Raw genomic sequence first — 18,629 nt, 5'->3', positions numbered from 1 at the left:
CTTTTTCTATTTTTTGTATGGTTAATATTAACTCACAAATGCACTGTAACCGGTAATTGCACGGCCTACAATGAGTGAATTTATTTCTTTTGTTCCTTCGTAACTATAAATGGCTTCTGCATCTGCAACAAATCGCGCTACATCGTGTTCTAATAAAATACCGTTACCGCCAAGAACCTCACGGGCCCGGCTTACCACGTCTCTGGTTCGCATACTACAAAATACCTTGGCCAGAGAAGCGTGTTCATCTGTAAGTAAGTCGGCATCCTGCATTTCAGAAAGTCTGAAAACCAAAGTTTGCATCGCGGTAAGATTAGAAACCATTTCTACTAAATGATTTTGGATTAATTGATAAGAAGCAATTGGTCTTCCAAATTGTTCTCTTTTCCTGGTATATTTTAAAGCACTCTCGTAAGCGCCACGAGCACAACCAACAGCTTGCCAGGCTACACCGGCCCTCGTCATACGAAGTACTTTTGCGGTGTCTTTAAATGAATCTGCTTTCTGCAGCCTATCGTTTTCGGGCACTTTACAATCGGTTAGGGTGATAAGGGCGTTTTGTACAATTCTTAGCGCCATTTTATCTTCCATTTTCTCGGCTTTAAAGCCGGGATTTCCTTTTCTAACAAGGAAACCTTTTACCTGATTGCTATCTTCGTCTCGTGCCCAAATAATGATCACATCGGCAAAGGTGGCGTTACCTATCCATTTTTTCTGTCCGTTTAATATCCAGTTTTCACCATCAAACTTACAGGTGGTTTCAAGACCGCCCGCAACTCCAGATCCTACATTTGGTTCTGTAAGTCCAAAGGCGCCAATAGCATCTAATTTTTGCATCTTCGGAAGCCATTCTTGCTTTTGTTCTTCACTTCCGCATAGGTATATAGATCCCATGGCGAGACCGCTATGTACCCCGAAAAAAGTTGAAATGGAAACATCTACACGGGCAATTTCCTGCGCGATGATGCCTTCCATTAAAAACGGAAGATTTGGGCAACCGTAGCCCTCGTAAGGCACGCCGGTAATATTTAATTTTTTGAATTTCTCTATGATCTCGTGCGGAAATTTAGCGCGGTTCCAATGGTCGTTTACCAAAGGTCTTACTTCATCTTCCATAAAATTTCGCACATCCATCTGCAACTTGCGTTGCTCTTCTGTTAATTTAAGATCCAAATTGTAAAAATCACCATCTATAGGAGGGAGGTCGCTTTGACCTTTTTTACGTTTGGTTTTTAACATTTTCATCAAACCTTTAAGTTGCCGCTCATCAAGCTGGCCTAAACTTTTCATCGCTTCTGAAAGATCTATTTGCTGATTTATTTTCGCTAATTGATCCATATCAACCGACTTTAATAGGTTGATGGTGTTTCTTACTTTTTTAAAAACAGACATAAGGTGTTTGATTGGTGGAATTCTAAAATTAGGAATTAAAACTGCGTCCCGTTGTTAAAGGTTTCCGAAGAAAACGTCAAAAAAAAATACCGCTGATTACAGCGGTATTTTAAATAATTATAGGGTTTTCAGTTTAAAGCTTAAAAGCTTCCTTCACTTTATCTACATAATCCAGTTTTTCCCAGGTAAACAATTCCACTTCTTTTTTTACCTCCCCGGAATACGGACTTTTAAAGATTTTAGTCACGGTTCTTGGTTCTTTTCCCATATGGCCGTAGGCGGCGGTTTCTCTATAAATAGGATTTCTGAGTTTTAACCTATCTTCAATGGCCCAGGGGCGCATATCAAATATTTGCGCTACTTTTTTCGCAATTTCCCCATCCTTCATATCTACCTTTGCGGTGCCATAAGTTTCTACTGAAATAGAAGTAGGTTCTACCACGCCAATGGCATAAGAAACCTGCACTAAAACTTCATCTGCAAGGCCTGCAGCAACCAGGTTTTTGGCAACGTGACGTGATGCGTAGGCTGCCGAGCGATCAACTTTACTAGGATCTTTCCCGGAAAAAGCACCACCACCGTGAGCGCCTTTTCCGCCGTAGGTATCTACGATAATTTTTCTTCCGGTAAGTCCGGCATCGCCATGAGGCCCACCAATAACAAACTTCCCGGTTGGGTTTATATGATAAGTAATATCATCATTAAATAGTTTCTGAACGTATTCAGGTAATTGTTCCTTTACTCGTGGAATAAGAATTTCAAGAATATCTTTCTTGATCTTTTTCAGCATTTCATCATCATCCTCATCAAACTCATCATGCTGGGTAGAAACCACAATGGCCACAATTTTCTGCGGAACATTATCATCACTATACTCTATGGTAACCTGGCTTTTAGAATCGGGACGTAAATAGGGGATATCTTTGCCTTCACGCCTTAATTTCGCCAATTCGATGAGGATTTTGTGAGAAATATCTAAGGCCAGGGGCATATAATTTTCGGTCTCGTTGGTGGCATAACCAAACATCATTCCTTGGTCTCCGGCGCCCTGTTCTTCTTTATTTTCACGATCTACACCCTGGTAAATTTCCTGGGATTGTTCGTGAATTAGAGAGATCACGCCACAAGAATCCCCACTAAATTTATAAGCTCCTTTGGTATAACCAATCTCGTTTATTACTTCGCGGGCAATGTTTTGCACATCTAGATAAGTGTCGCTTCTAACTTCACCGGCAAGTACCACCTGGCCTGTAGTTACTAATGTCTCACAGGCAACTTTAGAATTTTCATCGAAAGCAAGGAAATTATCAAGTAAAGTATCGCTAATCTGATCTGCGATTTTATCTGGGTGTCCTTCAGATACACTCTCTGAAGTAAATAAATAAGCCATATTTTTAAATTAGTTTTTAAAAAATACGGGTTGAATTTGACGGGGAGCTAAGGAAGTAGTGATACTGCTTTAGCATTTTTCTTACACTTTAAAAGTATAAAAGGGTTGCAATCAGTCAAATCCTTCCCTTTAAATAATTCGGTTACAAATGTATAAAAATAAGCAGAACTCAAACTTGCTTTAACTTTCTTTTTTAATAGGTTGAAGGAGCTTAATATTGAAGAGGAAAAAGTTTTGAATTAAACTGATTTGTAAAATACTGGAATTTAGCATCTTGTAAGTTCCTGCGAAGAAAAATTAGATAATAATCATTTTTAATCCAATTCAATTCCTGATTATTCATTTTACAAGCTTTAAAATTTATTTTTCGTAAAAATGAAGTTTGGGTTTGGATATTAAAAATTTCTGCCCTTATCTTTGTAACCAACAAAACAACGAAATGTACCAGATAATTTGCAATATGATGCGTATGATGATGTGGAGAACTTCCGCAGCGCGCTCAATTGCTTAATTCTGAAAAGATATAAATTGCAAAAAGCCGCTGCCAACCGCAGCGGCTTTTTTTATGCAATTAAGTCATTTCCGCGAAGGCGGAAATCCAAAGAAGAATAAATTTGAATTTGAAAGAATAAATTAAAATTAGATTCCCACCTGCGTGGGAATGACAAAAATCAATATGATGATAAAGGCAATAAATAACATGATGATGCGCACTATGATGATGTGTATGTCTATGCGACACATGAAACGCTATTGCCAAAACCGAATGTAACTTAGTTTGTTTAGAGTTCAATTAAAAGGTCCCCTTGGTAATAGCTACTTAAGGGGACTTTTTTTATTAACTAAATCGTCATTCCCACGAAGGTGGGAATCTATCAAAAAACAAAATCAAGCTTCAAAAATTAGAAGCAACTTTAAAAAACTAGAAATTATGAGTACTCAAAAATTTTCAACAAACGCATTACACGCCGGTCACGATACTAAAGCTAACGGAGGAACAAGAGCGGTGCCTATTTACCAAACAACTTCTTATGTTTTTAATAATTCAGATCACGCTGCCAATCTTTTCTCACTTGCAGAACCGGGTTACATCTACACCCGCTTAAATAATCCTACCAACGATATTTTGGAACAACGCCTTGCTTCGCTGGAAGGGGGAATTGCTGCGGTAGTAACCGCATCAGGAACTGCGGCCATTAATACTACGCTGCTAACGCTATTAAAAGCCGGGGACCATATTGTTGCTTCCAGTAGTTTATACGGCGGAACTTACAATTTGCTAAGTGTAACGCTACCTAGATTTGGAATCACAACCACTTTTGTAGACCCCGAATATCCAGAGAATTTTAAAAAGGCTGCTAAGGAAAATACACGGGCTGTTTTTGTAGAATCGCTTGGAAATCCAAAGCTGGATGTCTTAGATCTAAAAGCAATTTCTGCTGAGGCTAATGCACTTAAAGTCCCTTTTATAGTGGATAATACAGTTGCTACACCTTCCTTACTAAAACCTATAGAGCACGGCGCCGATATTGTTATTGAATCCCTTACTAAATATATAAGCGGAAATGGAACTTCGCTTGGTGGTGCCATTATAGATGCCGGGAATTTTAATTGGGCCAATGGAAAGTTCCCGGAATTCACAGAACCTTCACCGGGCTACCACGGACTTGTTTACCACGAAGCTTTAAAAGAAGCAGCATTTATTGCTAAAGTTAGAATTGAAGGGCTTCGTGATCACGGTGCGGCTCTAAGTCCTTATAACGCGTTTCAGATCTTACAAGGTTTAGAAACTCTTGAAATTAGAATAAAGCAGCATAGCGAAAATGCCTTAAATCTTGCTAAGTGGCTAGAGCAGCAGGAAGAAGTAAAATGGGTGAATTATCCCGGCTTAGAAAGCAGTAAGTATAATAAACTTGCCAAAGAATATCTCCCAAAAGGCCAAAGTGGCGTAGTAACTTTTGGAGTTGAAGGAGGCTTTGAATCGGCTAAAGTTGTTGCCGATGAAACAAAACTTTTCTCGCTCGTTGCCAATATTGGTGATACTAAATCCCTGATTATTCATCCTGCGAGCACTACGCATCAGCAGCTGGACGAAAAGCAACAAGCTACTACCGGAGTTACACAAGATCTTATTCGCCTTTCGGTAGGCCTGGAAGATGTGGAAGATCTAAAAACAGATCTAAAAGAGGCTTTTGCCAAAATTCAGAAAAAAGCATTGGTATAATTTATTGTTGGTGGAAAGACAAAGGGAAAAGCAGCCAGGTTAAGTCTTTTTCCTTTTGCTCTTTCTAAATCAAAAAAGAAAAATATGCTACAGGAACTCTGTTTAAAAGATTTTGAAAATTCCGCGGGAACGGTTCAGGATATCTATTTGAGTTTTCAGCAATTTGGTCAGGATTCCAAAACTGCACCGGTGGTTTTAATAAATCACGCGCTTACCGGGAATTCCCAAATTACAGGAAAATTAGGCTGGTGGACTAATATTGTAGGCCCCGAAAAATCTATAGATACCGAAAAATTCAGCATCCTGGCTTTTAATATTCCGGGTAATGGTTTCAACGGAAAAAAGGAACATTTAATTGACAATTATAAAGAATTTACGCTTGCAGATATAGCTAAAATTCAGGCACTGGCGCTTCAGCAATTAAAGATTGAAAAGCTTTTTGCAATAATTGGAGGTTCCATAGGTGGCGCTTTAGCCTGGGAACTCGCGGCTCTTAAACCAGATTTAGCCGAAAATATTATTCCCATCGCCACAGATTATAAAGCGACCGATTGGGTTTTGGCAAATTGTAAAGTGCAGGAACAAATCCTGAATAATTCTAACTCACCGGTAAAAGATGCGAGAATGCACGCGATGACTTTCTATCGCACCCCACAATCTTTAAGTAAAAAATTTAATCGTACAAAAGAAGAAGTGAAGCCTTGTTATAAAGTAGAAGGTTGGTTGCAATATCACGGAGATAAACTGGAAGAGCGTTTTCAGCTCGCTTCTTATAAGTTGATGAATCATTTGCTAACCACTATAGATATTAGCAAAGGCAGCGAAAACTACCTGGAAGAGGCAAAAAAAATAGAGGGGAACATCCATATTGTTACGGTGAATTCCGATTGGTTTTTCCTGGCCGATGAGAATTGGGATACTTATGTAAACCTTTCGCTGGTAAAAAATAATGTGAGTATTCACGAAATAAGATCAATTCACGGGCACGATGCTTTTTTAATCGAAGCTTCGCAACTGGCCAGGTTTTTAAAACCAGTATTTGGTAGCATTAATAAAGAAGCTGAAACCAGAACGAAACTGGAAACTAAAATTTTTAATACTCAGGCTAATGAAAATTGGTCTGTTTCAAATTCCCAGGTTGGGATCTAGAATTAATTAAATGAAAAAAGTAAACATCATTTTATTTGGAATAGGGAACGTTGGCAAGACCTTAATCGAGCAACTACTTAGCGCAAAAAAGCAATGGGAAGAGAATTCGGGAGTTTCGGTCAATATTCCGGTAATCGCCAATTCAACTAAAGCACTGCTTATAGCCGAAGGAATTACTGAAAACTGGGAAAAGGATTTTAAAAGATCGGCTAAAGAATATAAACTGGAAGACATTCTCGATTTTACTAAAGAGCACGATCTGGAACATCTTATTGCAATAGATGCTACGGCGAGTAAGGAATTTGTAGAGATTTATATTCGCTTAATCCAAAACGGCTTTAACCTGGTAGCGGCCAATAAAGTAGCCAACACACTTTCTGCCGATTTTTATAAAAAATTACGAAAAGAATTGGATTATCACGGGAAGCATTTTTTCTACGAAACCAATGTAGGCGCCGGTTTACCAATTGTGCAAACCGTAAAGGGCTTGCACCAGGCGGGAGAGAAAGTCACTAAAATTCGTGGAGTCTTCTCCGGTTCATTGAGTTTTATTTTCAATACTTTTTCTGAAAATAAAGAGAAGTTTTCTGATGTTTTAAAGAAAGCCGGAAACCTGGGTTATACCGAGCCCGATGCTCGTGAAGACCTTTCGGGAAACGATGTGGGTAGAAAATTATTGATCCTGGCACGGGAGCTTCAGTTGGATAAAGAATTTCAGGAGGTGAAAATTCAATCTTTAATTCCGGAAAAATTAAACGGGGAGACTTCCGCAGAAGAATTTCAGAATAGGATTAGTGAACTGGATGAGATTTTTAATCAGCATAAAAAACAACAAGATCAGGGTCACGTATTAAGATATATTGGAGAAATTGAGGTAGAAAAAGCCACCCTGGAGGCAAAACTCATTTCTGAACCTAAAAATACCGCCTTGGGCCAAATTAAAGGCGCCGATAACATTTTTGAAATTTATACCGAATCTTACGGAGACCAACCGCTGGTGATCCAGGGAGCCGGCGCAGGAGCCGCAGTAACCGCCCGTGGCGTGGCAAGCGATGTGCTCAAATTATCACAAAGACTTAATTAAAAAATTAAACCCAATAATTATGCATTTCGAAACCGAAGCCATAAGAACGCAAAACGAGCGCACGCAATACCAGGAGCATTCCACGCCACTGTACTTAACGTCCAGTTATGTTTTTGATGATGCCGAAGATATGCGAGCTTCATTTTCTGAAGAAAAAGAACGTAATATTTATAGCAGATTTACTAATCCTAATACTTCAGAATTTACCGAGAAAATCGCAAAAATGGAAGGGGCAGAGGCCGGGTTTTCTTTTGCAACGGGAATGAGTGCCGTGTTTTCCAGCCTTGCTGCGTTGCTTAATAGTGGAGATCATATTATTTCGGCAAGATCGGTTTTTGGTTCTACGCATAGTTTGTTTACCAAATTTTTCCCCAAATGGAATATTTCTCATTCCTATTTTAATGTGGACGAAGTTGATAAAATTGAAAGTTTAATAAAGCCGGAAACAAAAATTATTTTCGCCGAAACACCTACAAATCCCGGTGTAGATGTTCTGGATTTAGAATTGCTGGGGGAAATTGCGAAAAAGCATAATCTTATTTTAATAATTGATAATTGTTTTGCCACGCCCTGGCTGCAAAACCCTATAAAATTCGGCGCGCATTTGGTAATACATTCGGCTACAAAATTAATAGACGGGCAGGGCCGTGTTCTGGGCGGTGTGACAGTTGGGAATGCCGATTTAATTCGGGAAATCTACCTGTTCTCAAGGAATACGGGACCGGCTTTGTCCCCGTTTAATGCCTGGGTGCTTTCTAAAAGTTTGGAGACACTTTCGGTAAGGCTGGACAAGCATTGCGAAAATGCCGAAAAAGTAGCCGAATTTTTAGAAACCGAAGTCAATGCTGAAAATGTAAAATACCCTTTTCTCAAATCGCATCCTCAATACGAAATTGCGAAAAAGCAGATGAAAAAAGGCGGAAATATCGTTGCCTTTGAGATTAAAGGAGGAATCGAAGCGGGAAGAAAATTTATAGACGCGATCAAGCTTTGTTCAAGATCTGCAAACCTGGGAGACACAAGAAGTATTGTAACACATCCTGCTTCTACAACGCACAGTAAATTAAGCGAGGAAAATAGGCTGGAGGTTGGAATAAAACCCGGTTTGATAAGAGTTTCAGTAGGTTTGGAACATGTAGATGATGTTATAGATGATTTAAAACAAGCTTTAAATTCAATTTAGTTATGGTAATTTCAGCAGGAATAGGGCTTTTTGATCTTTCAGTAGAGAAATCAATAATAAATGCGAAAAAGTCAATATTTAAGTATATTCGCCATATGCTTTCAAAAAAGACTAAATACGGAATTAAAGCCCTCGCGTTCATAGCAAAAAGGGAAGATAGAAAACCCGTGCAAACTTCAGAGATCTCAAAAAGTGAAAATATCTCGCAAAAATTCCTTGAAAGCATTCTTCTGGAATTACGAAAATCGGGATTTTTAGGATCTAAAAAAGGAAAAGGCGGCGGCTATTATCTGATCAAAGAACCGGAAGCGATTCAAATGACGGCGGTAATTCGGGTACTGGAAGGTCCCATCGCTATGGTGCCTTGCGTGAGCCTTAATTATTACGAAAAGTGTGATGATTGTCCCAGCGAGGAAACCTGTTCGGTTCATAGTTTAATGATCCAGGTAAGGGATAGCACCTTAAAAGTTCTGGGCGATAATACCTTAGCCGATATTTCTGCTAAAAAATAAAGATCAAATTTTAAATGTTAAAAACTGGAAATTAGGCCACTATTAGTTGGTCTGATAAAAAAACAAAGTTACTTTTGTTTTATAACCTAGTAATCCGATAGGTTAATAGAAATAAATGAAAAAGCAGTATGATACTGGATCAGGTAAAATCTAAAAGCACTTATAAGAAGGATACTACTTCAGAGAAACCCTTACGAAGTATATTGAAAACGGTAAGCTGGAGAATTGTAGGAACTGTAGATACAATTGCGATTTCCTGGGTGCTTACGGGAGAGATTGAAACTGCACTTGCCATTGGATCTGTAGAATTAGTGACTAAAATGATCCTTTATTTTGGGCACGAGCGACTATGGAATATGATAAGTTTCGGAAAAGAATAAGATTGAGAGAGCAAAAAAATATAAAGTATAGTTAAGTCGGGTAACGACCATAAATTTTTAGAAAAAATGAAACGGTACAGCGAAAAAGAATTAAAGATCCTCAACCAGCAGTTTAAGGGAATAACCCCGGCTGAGATCGTGCAATGGGTAGTTTCCAATGCGGCAAGACCGGTGGTTACTACCAATTTTAGACCTTATGAGGCTGCAATTCTGCACGCAGTTTCAGATATAGACCCGGTAATGAAAGTAATTTGGTGTGATACCGGTTATAATACGCCACAAACTTACAGGCACGCAAAGCAGGTAATTGATCAATTAAAACTGAATGTAAAGCTATACACGCCAAAGGAAACGGCGGCTTATCGTGATGCGCTTTTTGGAGGAATTCCCGATATCAATAATCCGCAGCACGAAGAGTTCACCCGGCAGGTAAAACTGGAACCTTTCCTGCGAGCTATGGAGCAGCAAAACCCTGATGTTTGGTTTACAAATCTTAGAAAGGGCCAAACCAGTTTTAGAAATAGCATAGATATTTTAAGCTATAGTAAAGACGGAATATTAAAAGTGAGTCCTTTTTACCATTGGAGTGATGAAAAACTGGATGCGTATTTAGAGGAAAATGCCCTGCCAAATGAGTTTAAATATTTTGATCCTACCAAGGTTTTGGAAAACCGCGAATGTGGCCTCCACGCTTAATTTTGAAAAAATGAAGAAGCAAAATTCAAATATTATGATGTGCCGTTGTATGTGTGATTCTCTCACCTAAAAGTATCTTTTTATAAAAATTATAAAGGTCCTTTTAAGTGTAAACTCAAAAGGACCTTTTTATTAATGCCTGTTTTAGGCGCCATTTTTAAAAATTATTAGCAATGCAAAGTTTTAGAACCGAAATTGAAAACCCCGTTGTAGAGAAAGACATCCTGGATCTGGAAAAGAAAATCAGGTTGTTTCGAGAGGGAAAAGCCGATGAAGAAAAATTCCGAAGTCTGCGTTTAGCACGTGGGGTTTACGGCCAAAGGCAGGCCGGGGTACAAATGGTTCGAATAAAACTGCCATTTGGAAAAGTGACATCAGAACAACTGCATAGAATTGCTGATGTTTCAGATGAATATTCTAAAGGGCGTTTGCATATCACTACGCGCCAGGATATCCAGATTCACCACGTGAGTTTAGACAGAACCCCGGAACTTTGGACGCAGCTGGAAAAAGATGATATTACTTTGCGTGAAGCCTGCGGAAACACGGTAAGAAACGTAACCGCTTCGCCAACTGCGGGAATTGATGTAAACGAACCTTTTGATGTTTCGCCCTATGCGCACGGAACATTTCAGTTTTTCCTTCGGAACCCGATTTGCCAGGAAATGGGAAGGAAATTCAAAATTTCGTTCTCCTCTTCAGATGAAGATACTGCGCTGAGTTACATTCACGATCTTGGTTTTATCGCAAAATTGAAAGACGGAAAACGCGGCTTCAAAGTGATGCTAGGCGGCGGACTCGGTTCTCAGCCAAGACACGCCGATGAACTTTATGATTTTCTTCCTGCCGAAGAATTGCTACCGCTGATAGAAGGTGTTCTAAGAGTTTTTGATCGACACGGGGAACGTGCAAAACGCTTAAAAGCCAGGATGAAATTCCTTATAAAAGACATTGGTAAGGATGCCTTTATGGAATTAGTTTCCGAACAAAATACGGCACTCTCTAAAAACCATCCGAAATTTGAAGTTGAAAAATTTGAAACTGCACCGTCACTTCAGGAGGTTGAGGTTCCTGCAGTAACAATTGAAGATCAGAAAGATTTTGAAACCTGGAAAAGTACCAATGTGCTTCCGCATAAACAGGAAGGTTTATTTGCGGTTGGAATTCGTGTTCCGCTAGGCGATTTTTATACCGGCGGTGCGAGGAAACTTGCCGATTTGGTAAAGAAATATGCAGGAAATGAAATAAGACTGAGTTTAAGACAGGATATCTTAATTCGTCACGTTCGGGAAGAGTTTTTAGCATTTTTCTATTCAGAATTAAAAAAACTGGGTTATGCCGAAACCGGTTATAATAAAACCGTAGATATTACCGCCTGCCCCGGAACAGATACCTGTAATCTTGGAATTGCCAGCAGTACCGGAATTGCCGACGTGCTGGAAGATGTTTTAAAAGAAGAATACCCGCAATTTATAAATGGGAAAGATATTACCATAAAAATAAGCGGTTGTATGAATGCCTGTGGGCAGCATAATATGGCTGAGATTGGCTTCCAGGGAATGTCGGTTAAAGTTGGCAAAACCGTGGCGCCGGCACTTCAGGTTTTGCTTGGCGGCGGAACGCTGGGAGATGGAAAAGGTAGATTTGCCGATAAAGTAATAAAAGTACCCAGTAAACGCGGGCCGCAAGCTTTAAGATTGTTACTCAATGATTTTGAAGCGAAAGCAAATTCCGAAGAAAAATTCGCAGAATATTATGACCGGCAGGGAAAAACTTATTTCTACGATTTGCTAAAAGATTTGGCCGATACCTCAAATCTAACAGAAAATGAATTTGTGGATTGGGGTCACGAAAAACCTTATATAAAAGCAGTGGGAGTGGGCGAGTGTGCCGGCGTGGTAATAGATCTTATCGCTACTTTATTATTTGAAAGCGAGGAGAAGATCGATAATGCCAAAAGTGCACAGGAAAGAAAAGCCTGGGCAGATAGTATTTATCATTCCTATACTTCAATCGTAAATTCTGCCAAGGCTTTATTACTTGCGGAAGATGTAAAAACCAATACCCAGGCGGGAATAATTGCACAGTTTGACGAATTGTTTGTAGACACCGGTAAAATTGAATTATCGACTTCCTTCAAAGAATTTGCTTATCAAATGAACGAGCACGAGCCAACCGAAGCTTTGGCCAATAAATATTTAGAAGACGCGCAACTATTCCTAAAAAGGGTAGATGCATTTAGAACAAAGGAGGTACAAAATGTATAATACACCAAAACTAAGCGTGGTAGGCGCTGGTCCCGGAGACCCGGAATTGATCACAATTAAAGCGCTAAATACTTTAAAAGATGCCAAAGTGGTGCTTTTTGATGCGCTTATCAACCGCGAATTGCTAGAATATGCACCGCAAGCCGAGCATATTTTTGTTGGAAAACGAAAAGATAAGCATAGGTATTCTCAGGATGAGATCAACGAGCTTATTGTAAAATATGCTTTGGAAAGAGGGCACGTGGTTCGTTTAAAAGGAGGAGATCCATTTATCTTCGGAAGAGGTTCTGAAGAAATTAATTATGCCAAAAGTAAAGGTTTGGAAACTGCAGTTGTTTCCGGGATTACGTCTTCAATAGCAGTTCCTGCAAATGTTGGAATTCCGCTTACGCAACGAGGAACTTCTGAGAGTTTTTGGGTAATTACAGGAACCACCACACAAAAGAAACTTTCAGAAGATGTTCGCCTGGCAGCACAATCTACCGCGACGGTGGTGATTTTAATGGGAATGGCAAAACTTCCTGAAATCGTGGATATTTTTAGTTACTACGGCAAACAAAATACTCCGGTTGGGATTATTCAAAATGGAACTACCACTAATGAAAAATCAGGTTTCGGAACTATTAAAAGTATAGAAAAAGTTGTTGCTGAAAAGCAATTAACCGCCCCGGCGATTATTGTTATTGGCGAAGTGGTAAGAGAAAGCGGGAAATTAAAGTCGGTAATGCAGAACGCAATTGAAGAATCAGTAATTATAAATTCCCCCATTGGGGGCTAGGAGGCCTATGGAAGAAAGAAACGAATTATACCCGGTCTTTTTAAAAGTAAATAAACTGAATATCCTGGTCGTTGGCGGCGGACAGGTAGGTCACGAAAAATTGCATTTTCTGTTTAAATCTAGTCCGAATGCTAAGGTGGAAGTGGTCGCAAAATGGTTTTTACCGGAAACAGAAGAACTGGCAAAAAAACACGGCGCAAAATTGACTAAGGGCAGGTATAGAAGAAAATACCTTAAAAACCGTCATTTTGTAATTGCTGCAACCAACGATGCAAAATTGAATAAACGCGTTTATAAACACGCCAAAAAGCGTTATTTACTGGCCAATATAGCCGATAAGCCCGAACTCTGTGATTTTTATATGGGCGGAATTGTAAATAAAGGTCACGTAAAAATCGCGATTTCCACCAACGGAAAATCGCCTACCGCGGCAAAACGTTTACGGCAATTTTTTGAGGAGGTAATTCCTGAAAATGTAAATCAAATGGTAGAAAATTTAAATGAATACCGAAGTACTATAAAAGGTGATTTTGAGGCTAAAGTAGATCAAATGAATTCTATAACCGAATCTTTAAAAGTTAAAAACAAGAGTGATGATTAAAACAGATATCCTGATAATTGGGGCCGGGCCAACCGGTTTGTTTACCGTTTTTGAAGCGGGATTACTAAAATTAAAAACCCATTTAATCGATGCATTGCCGCAACCCGGCGGGCAGTGTTCTGAGATATATCCTAAAAAACCGATTTATGATATTCCGGCGTTTCCTGAAATTTTAGCGGGAGATCTGGTTGGAAATCTAATGGAACAAATAAAACCTTTTGAACCTGGCTTCACTTTGGGCGAACGCGCCGAAACTTTGGAAAAGCTGGACGATGGTACTTTTATAGTAACCACCAATAAAGGCACTAAACACCACGCGCCGGTGGTGGCAATTGCCGGCGGCTTAGGTTCTTTTGAGCCAAGAAAGCCCCCAATCGCTAATATTACAGATTTTGAAGATAAAGGCGTTTCTTATTTTATTAAAGATCCTGAAGTATATCGCGATAAAAAGGTAGTTATTGCCGGTGGTGGAGATTCAGCTTTAGACTGGGCCATTTACCTGGCAGATGTTGCTGCTGAAGTTGCCCTGGTGCACCGTAGAGCGGAGTTCCGTGGGGCTTTGGATTCGGTAGAAAGAGTTTCAGAATTGGCTAAACTCGGTAAGATTGAAATGATTACCAATGCTGAGGTGGTTGGCTTAAGAGGCGAAGATAATCTTCAGCAAGTAGTAATTAGACATAAAGATGAAGCTCGCGGGGAAGAATTTAAAGATGTGGACGATTTTATCCCGCTTTTCGGATTGTCGCCTAAACTGGGCCCAATTGGAAGCTGGGGACTCGAAATAGAGAAAAACGCGATTAAAGTTGATAATTCTTACGATTATCAAACCAACATTCCCGGCGTTTATGCGATTGGTGATGTAAATACCTATAGAGGAAAACTTAAATTGATCCTTTCCGGATTTCACGAAGCCGCGATTATGTGTCAAAGTGCGTACCAGCGAATTTTTCCTGATAAAAAATATGTGCTTAAATATACAACCGTTGGAGGTGTAATCGGATTTGACGGTAGTAAAAAAGAAGCTAAAAAAGAAGTGGTACAGAGTATTGGATAGGCCCCCTAGCCCCCAAAGGGGGAATAAAAGAAATGTTTTTTAAAGCTTAATAGTTCCCCTCCTTTAAAAGGAGGGGTGGCCGATTGGCCGGGGTGGTTGAACCCTTCCGTCATTTCTGCAGAATGCCAGCTACCGTTGAGAAGGGAAGGAACTATAAAAATTTAAAAGTTCCGGTTATACCAAAGTTGAGGGAGTACGGCGACGGACTTGCTGGATTAACGATTTTCTCTATTAGTCTCTTTGCTTATCCCTTATAAATTATATCTATTATTTGCTATCAACCCATGTTAACGGTGGTTTTTTTTCTTAAGTTTGTTTGAAAATTAATTTAATTTCTACTTTGCATCAATTTGATGGTTTTCACGGTACTAGTTTCACATCTGCTGAAGAGATATTAGATTCTAATTATGAATTATCTATAGGAGATGATGAGTGGATTGGAAATGGTGTCTATTTTTTTATAAGTGGTATTAGTTCTAAGCCTGGTGAGCAAGCTAAACTTTGGGCTATTGCTCAAGCTTGGGATAATATAGAGAGGAGAAATAGGTATAAAAGGTTTTGCGTAATTAAATCGAAAATTGAAGTTGACGATAATTGTTTATTAGATTTAACTTCAGAAGATGGAGTAAGTGTTTTAAACTATTTAATAGAGAGGTTTGAAGATAAGATTTCTCGTCTTAACAAAAGATTTAAGTATATTGATGGTTTAGTTATTAACTTTGCAGTCAAAGAAGGTATTTTGCCAATAGAAGTTGTTAAAGGGAATTTTTACATTAAATTTGCAAAAGAAAGAATCAAAGGATTTAATTTGAGAACTCCTAATTGCACAATTTGTACAGTTCTTGATCCAACAAAGAACATTATAGAAAACCACATTCAAAGTACAGGAGACATAGGAAATGAAGCTAACTGAAGACATAAAAAAAAGAATCGATAATTATTTCGATAATATATCTGCTCAAGAATTGTATGAGACTGCTATATCTAAATACGGTTTTAAAGAAAATATAGATATCGACTTAGACAATCAATCTTTTTCTAAAGTTGGACAAAATGTTTATAGTTCTAATTTAGATAATAGGATTGATCTAGATAAAATGGATCATAATACTACGCCTTTAGCTGCTTAATGAAAATACAATTAGATAACTGGAAAATTTTAAATCTAAATTTTTCTTCTAGAGAAGAAGAAAGATTGGAGAACTCGTTTGATTTGAAAACTGGGAATTTTTTTCCTGAAGATAAGTCCAAAACTTTTGGAGTAGGATTTGAAATAGAAATTAAGGATAAAAAATTCGATCTAAGTATTGAAGCAATTTTTATGTTCAGTCTTGATGAAAAAATTACTGAAAAATTTAAAATTTCAGATTTTCCTAAAATAAATGCTCCTGCTATTGCTTTTCCTTATTTAAGGGCATACGTATCAAATTTAACTCTTCAATCTGGATTTGACCCCGTAATGCTTCCTTCAATCAATTTTGTGAATCTTGTTAGAGATAGCGAAAATGATGAAAATTAGCGCCAACGGTCTTTATTATCGCAAGTGACGGAGTAAGGGCCTCGACTGGCGTTGTTAACTATAGACTTGTTCGTTGGTCAAGTTAATTATTTTTCTTCTAACACTGCCGGCTATTGGCGATGAACCGTTGTTGTAAACAGTTTTATGCTGGAATTTAACTATCGTTAGGATTTCATTTTCAAAATATCCTCAAATGATTTATTTAATTCAAAAGACTCTGTTGTAAAACCATTTTGATATTTATTCTTAGTTTTTAAAAGCTTACGATTTTGCAAAATATCCAATAGGCTTTTCATTTCGTGTTCATAAGTTGCTGAATTTAAAATTTGAAATTTAGTGATCTTATTATTTTTTTTAAATTCATCAATGAACTGTTTAAGACTATATCTTAACTTTTCTTTATCTGTTCTTGAATTTATTTCACCTAGTAACAATTGATAGTCTTTCTTTGAAATTTCACTAATATCAATGTCTAGAATACTTGAAGATAGGTTTGAATTTATTTTTTGGAGGTTTTCAATTTCTGAATTTAAATTTTTTGTTTTTTCAATTGATTGAGAGAGTTATTCAGATAATTGTGTGATTTTCTCGAAGTTTTCGATTTCAGATTTAGTTTCTTTATCCTTTCTGTAAAACCATTTTAAACCTAAGTTTAATAAGGTATTTAAGGCTGTGAAAATGACTATTAACAGAATAGAAATAGCTAGACAAATAAGGATCCGCTGATAGTATACATCGCTGTAATTTTCTTTTATTTCAAGTATTCTAGTAGAAGCAGAACTATTTTCAAAGAATAGATAAAATAATATATCCCAATTATAAATAATTAATACACTTATGTAAGTAATGATTATTGAAATTTTTAATCTTTCGTTAACAGATTTGGTGATATTTTCTAGTATTTCTGTTTTCTCCATTTAGATATTTTTGAACTCAAGAATTTCCTATAAAATTGTTTACAACTCCTTTTATCCCCAGCTTTCCAAACTATAGCAAATTTCGTATTCTGGATAAAAGCATTTTTATTCTAAACTTCCTGTAAATCTATTAAAAATTTGTTAATATCGTTTACGGAAAACCCTAACCTGGTATAAGCTTTGGAACTGTGAGGTTTTTTAATAAGCTTTCCCTAAATTTGTTTAAAACAAGATTTATCATGAAGATCAGCCTTAAAAGACTTAATAAAGATTACCATTTTGAAACCGTAAACGAACGTGGAGACATTGTTCATTTAGACAATAAAACCGATGCCGAACCTAAAGGTGCAAGCCCAATGGATCTTTTACTGCGAGCCATTGCGGGTTGCAGCAGTATTGATATTGTAATGATCTTAAAAAAGCAACACCTGGAACTTGAAGATCTTCAGGTTGAGGTCGAAGGTTTTAGGGAAGATGGCGCAGTGCCTAACGTTTTTAAGAAAATTCAGGTTAATTTTCTTTTAAAAGGAGATGTGCCGGCGGCGAAAGCCAAACGTGCCGTAGATCTTTCTATGGAAAAATACTGTTCGGTTTCTAAAATGTTGGAAAAAGCCGCCGAGATTAATTATGCGATCACTTTAAATGGCGAGCTTATCAATTAATGAACTCTTTCGAAACCAGAATAGTTAAAACCTTGGAGCCTTCGGTCTTCTTAAGGATTGTTTTTATTATCCTTCTTCTTGGAGGTGGCGCACTAACATCGGTTTTTGAGGTAGAAGCGAAGTGGCTTAGAGTTACCGGTAGTATTGCTTTTATACTGGGAATGTTTGGAGCTTTAAGTCAGTCGTTTGTGAAGCCTAAATACCTCGGTGATATGGAGATCGATGAAACCAGGGTGAAAATAGATCTAGCCAATTCTAAGGAGAAATTTTTAATTTCTGAATTGAAGGAAATCGGTTTCAAATATGCAGGTTATGCCAGTTTCTGGAAGTATACTTTACACGGAAATAAAAATCATATTTATTTTACCAGGCTTTCAGGTGAAAGATACAATTATGAAATCATTCTTCAGAACAAACAAATGGAAGAAGAGTTGAAAATTTTCCTGGAAGAATTAAGCACCGGCGATTCGATTTCATTTAAAAAATTTGGAAATCCCTCTTTTTAATTGATTTGAATGTTCTGATTATTCTGGTCTTTTTAGAATACAATATTTATTTTTCACATATCGATCTTCCTTTTTTCTGAAAATATATCTCAGAAAAACATTTAAAATATATTATTCATAAAAATAACTGCAAGGCCTTGCGCTTAGAAGCCTGTGCCGTATATTTGCTAGTTCAAGTTCATTGTTTTACAACATCGTTATCAAGAAAGGTTGAGGGAATAGACCCGTTGACGCCTTGGCAACCCTCCTGTAATGGGAGAAGGTGCTACATTCTACTTCGCTTCTTTGGCGCAGATAGATAACAAGAAAGAATAC

The 18,629-nt window shown here is 37.9% G+C and carries 20 protein-coding genes and 1 riboswitch; of the genes, 16 read left to right on the top strand and 4 right to left on the bottom strand.

The genetic code is table 11. The features are described 5' to 3' along the window. Nucleotides 1–27: 27 nt before the first annotated feature. Together B5440_RS03775 and metK are read right to left on the bottom strand one after the other, a co-directional pair. Entirely contained in the window at nt 28–1,392 is a 1,365-nt protein-coding gene (locus B5440_RS03775; RefSeq protein WP_070054889.1) for an acyl-CoA dehydrogenase family protein, read from the bottom strand. A gap of 133 nt (nt 1,393–1,525) precedes the next feature. Beyond that, nucleotides 1,526–2,782, bottom strand: coding sequence for a methionine adenosyltransferase (metK, locus tag B5440_RS03770; RefSeq protein ID WP_070054890.1), 1,257 nt, complete (start codon nt 2,780–2,782; stop codon nt 1,526–1,528). A gap of 931 nt (nt 2,783–3,713) precedes the next feature. Between metK and B5440_RS03760 the strand changes: the two genes are divergently transcribed. The 14 genes from B5440_RS03760 (at nt 3,714) to B5440_RS03695 (ending at nt 16,229) form a co-directional block, all read left to right on the top strand. Continuing rightward, on the top strand, nt 3,714–5,006 hold the full coding sequence (locus B5440_RS03760) for an O-acetylhomoserine aminocarboxypropyltransferase/cysteine synthase family protein (protein WP_070054892.1): 1,293 nt from the start codon (nt 3,714–3,716) through the stop codon (nt 5,004–5,006). Nucleotides 5,007–5,090: 84 nt separating this feature from the next. Beyond that, a complete protein-coding gene (locus B5440_RS03755) occupies nt 5,091–6,155 on the top strand; it encodes an alpha/beta fold hydrolase (RefSeq protein WP_070054893.1) in 1,065 nt (354 codons plus the stop codon). Between the two features lie 10 nt (nt 6,156–6,165). Continuing rightward, nucleotides 6,166–7,239, top strand: coding sequence for a homoserine dehydrogenase family protein (locus B5440_RS03750; protein WP_070054894.1), 1,074 nt, complete (start codon nt 6,166–6,168; stop codon nt 7,237–7,239). Between the two features lie 19 nt (nt 7,240–7,258). Beyond that, nucleotides 7,259–8,422 (top strand): trans-sulfuration enzyme family protein, encoded by a 1,164-nt coding sequence (locus tag B5440_RS03745; RefSeq protein ID WP_070054895.1) that lies wholly within the window; start codon nt 7,259–7,261, stop codon nt 8,420–8,422. Between the two features lie 95 nt (nt 8,423–8,517). Beyond that, nucleotides 8,518–8,934: an RrF2 family transcriptional regulator gene (locus tag B5440_RS03740; RefSeq protein ID WP_057480660.1), complete on the top strand. Its 417-nt coding sequence runs from the start codon at nt 8,518–8,520 to the stop codon at nt 8,932–8,934. Nucleotides 8,935–9,062: 128 nt separating this feature from the next. After that, complete coding sequence (locus tag B5440_RS03735) at nt 9,063–9,314, top strand: DUF2061 domain-containing protein (RefSeq protein WP_070054896.1); 252 nt, start codon at nt 9,063–9,065, stop codon at nt 9,312–9,314. Nucleotides 9,315–9,380: 66 nt separating this feature from the next. Beyond that, nucleotides 9,381–10,010 (top strand): phosphoadenosine phosphosulfate reductase domain-containing protein, encoded by a 630-nt coding sequence (locus tag B5440_RS03730; RefSeq protein ID WP_057480529.1) that lies wholly within the window; start codon nt 9,381–9,383, stop codon nt 10,008–10,010. Nucleotides 10,011–10,183: 173 nt separating this feature from the next. After that, nucleotides 10,184–12,277: a HEPN domain-containing protein gene (locus B5440_RS03725; protein WP_070054897.1), complete on the top strand. Its 2,094-nt coding sequence runs from the start codon at nt 10,184–10,186 to the stop codon at nt 12,275–12,277. Continuing rightward, the gene (gene cobA, locus B5440_RS03720; RefSeq protein ID WP_394330421.1) at nt 12,243–13,055 is read left to right on the top strand and encodes a uroporphyrinogen-III C-methyltransferase; all 813 of its coding nucleotides are present in this window, start codon (nt 12,243–12,245) and stop codon (nt 13,053–13,055) included. The genes B5440_RS03725 and cobA overlap by 35 nt, the downstream gene beginning before the upstream one ends. Before the next feature lie 7 nt (nt 13,056–13,062). Next, complete coding sequence (locus B5440_RS03715; RefSeq protein ID WP_070054899.1) at nt 13,063–13,656, top strand: precorrin-2 dehydrogenase/sirohydrochlorin ferrochelatase family protein; 594 nt, start codon at nt 13,063–13,065, stop codon at nt 13,654–13,656. Next, entirely contained in the window at nt 13,649–14,710 is a 1,062-nt protein-coding gene (locus tag B5440_RS03710; protein WP_070054900.1) for an NAD(P)/FAD-dependent oxidoreductase, read from the top strand. Before B5440_RS03715 ends, B5440_RS03710 begins: the two co-directional genes overlap by 8 nt. 316 nt (nt 14,711–15,026) lie before the next feature. After that, complete coding sequence (locus tag B5440_RS03705) at nt 15,027–15,623, top strand: hypothetical protein (protein WP_232756029.1); 597 nt, start codon at nt 15,027–15,029, stop codon at nt 15,621–15,623. Further along, entirely contained in the window at nt 15,610–15,840 is a 231-nt protein-coding gene (locus B5440_RS03700; protein ID WP_070054902.1) for a hypothetical protein, read from the top strand. Before B5440_RS03705 ends, B5440_RS03700 begins: the two co-directional genes overlap by 14 nt. Continuing rightward, nucleotides 15,840–16,229 carry a protein-export chaperone SecB gene (locus B5440_RS03695; RefSeq protein WP_070054903.1) on the top strand — a complete coding sequence of 130 codons (390 nt, stop codon included), beginning with the start codon at nt 15,840–15,842 and terminating at the stop codon, nt 16,227–16,229. The genes B5440_RS03700 and B5440_RS03695 overlap by 1 nt, the downstream gene beginning before the upstream one ends. 164 nt (nt 16,230–16,393) lie before the next feature. On the opposite strand, the gene B5440_RS03690 is transcribed toward B5440_RS03695, so the two are convergent. Continuing rightward, on the bottom strand, nt 16,394–16,663 hold the full coding sequence (locus B5440_RS03690; protein WP_070054904.1) for a hypothetical protein: 270 nt from the start codon (nt 16,661–16,663) through the stop codon (nt 16,394–16,396). Nucleotides 16,664–16,792: 129 nt separating this feature from the next. Continuing rightward, nucleotides 16,793–17,146, bottom strand: coding sequence for a hypothetical protein (locus B5440_RS03685; RefSeq protein ID WP_070054905.1), 354 nt, complete (start codon nt 17,144–17,146; stop codon nt 16,793–16,795). A gap of 239 nt (nt 17,147–17,385) precedes the next feature. Here B5440_RS03685 and B5440_RS03680 point away from each other — a divergent pair, with 239 nt between their 5' ends. Both B5440_RS03680 and B5440_RS03675 read left to right on the top strand, forming a co-directional pair. Then, nucleotides 17,386–17,808, top strand: a complete 423-nt coding sequence (locus B5440_RS03680) for an OsmC family protein (protein ID WP_070054906.1) — start codon at nt 17,386–17,388, stop codon at nt 17,806–17,808. Then, entirely contained in the window at nt 17,808–18,314 is a 507-nt protein-coding gene (locus tag B5440_RS03675) for a hypothetical protein (RefSeq protein ID WP_070054907.1), read from the top strand. Before B5440_RS03680 ends, B5440_RS03675 begins: the two co-directional genes overlap by 1 nt. Nucleotides 18,315–18,508: 194 nt before the next feature. Further along, nucleotides 18,509–18,619, top strand: a riboswitch (SAM riboswitch). Nucleotides 18,620–18,629: the final 10 nt, after the last annotated feature.

The organism is Salegentibacter salarius (genome assembly GCF_900168265.1).
Lineage (GTDB): Bacteria > Bacteroidota > Bacteroidia > Flavobacteriales > Flavobacteriaceae > Salegentibacter > Salegentibacter salarius.
Note: the sequence above shows the minus strand (reverse complement) of the source record. Positions and strands in the feature narration are given on the sequence as shown.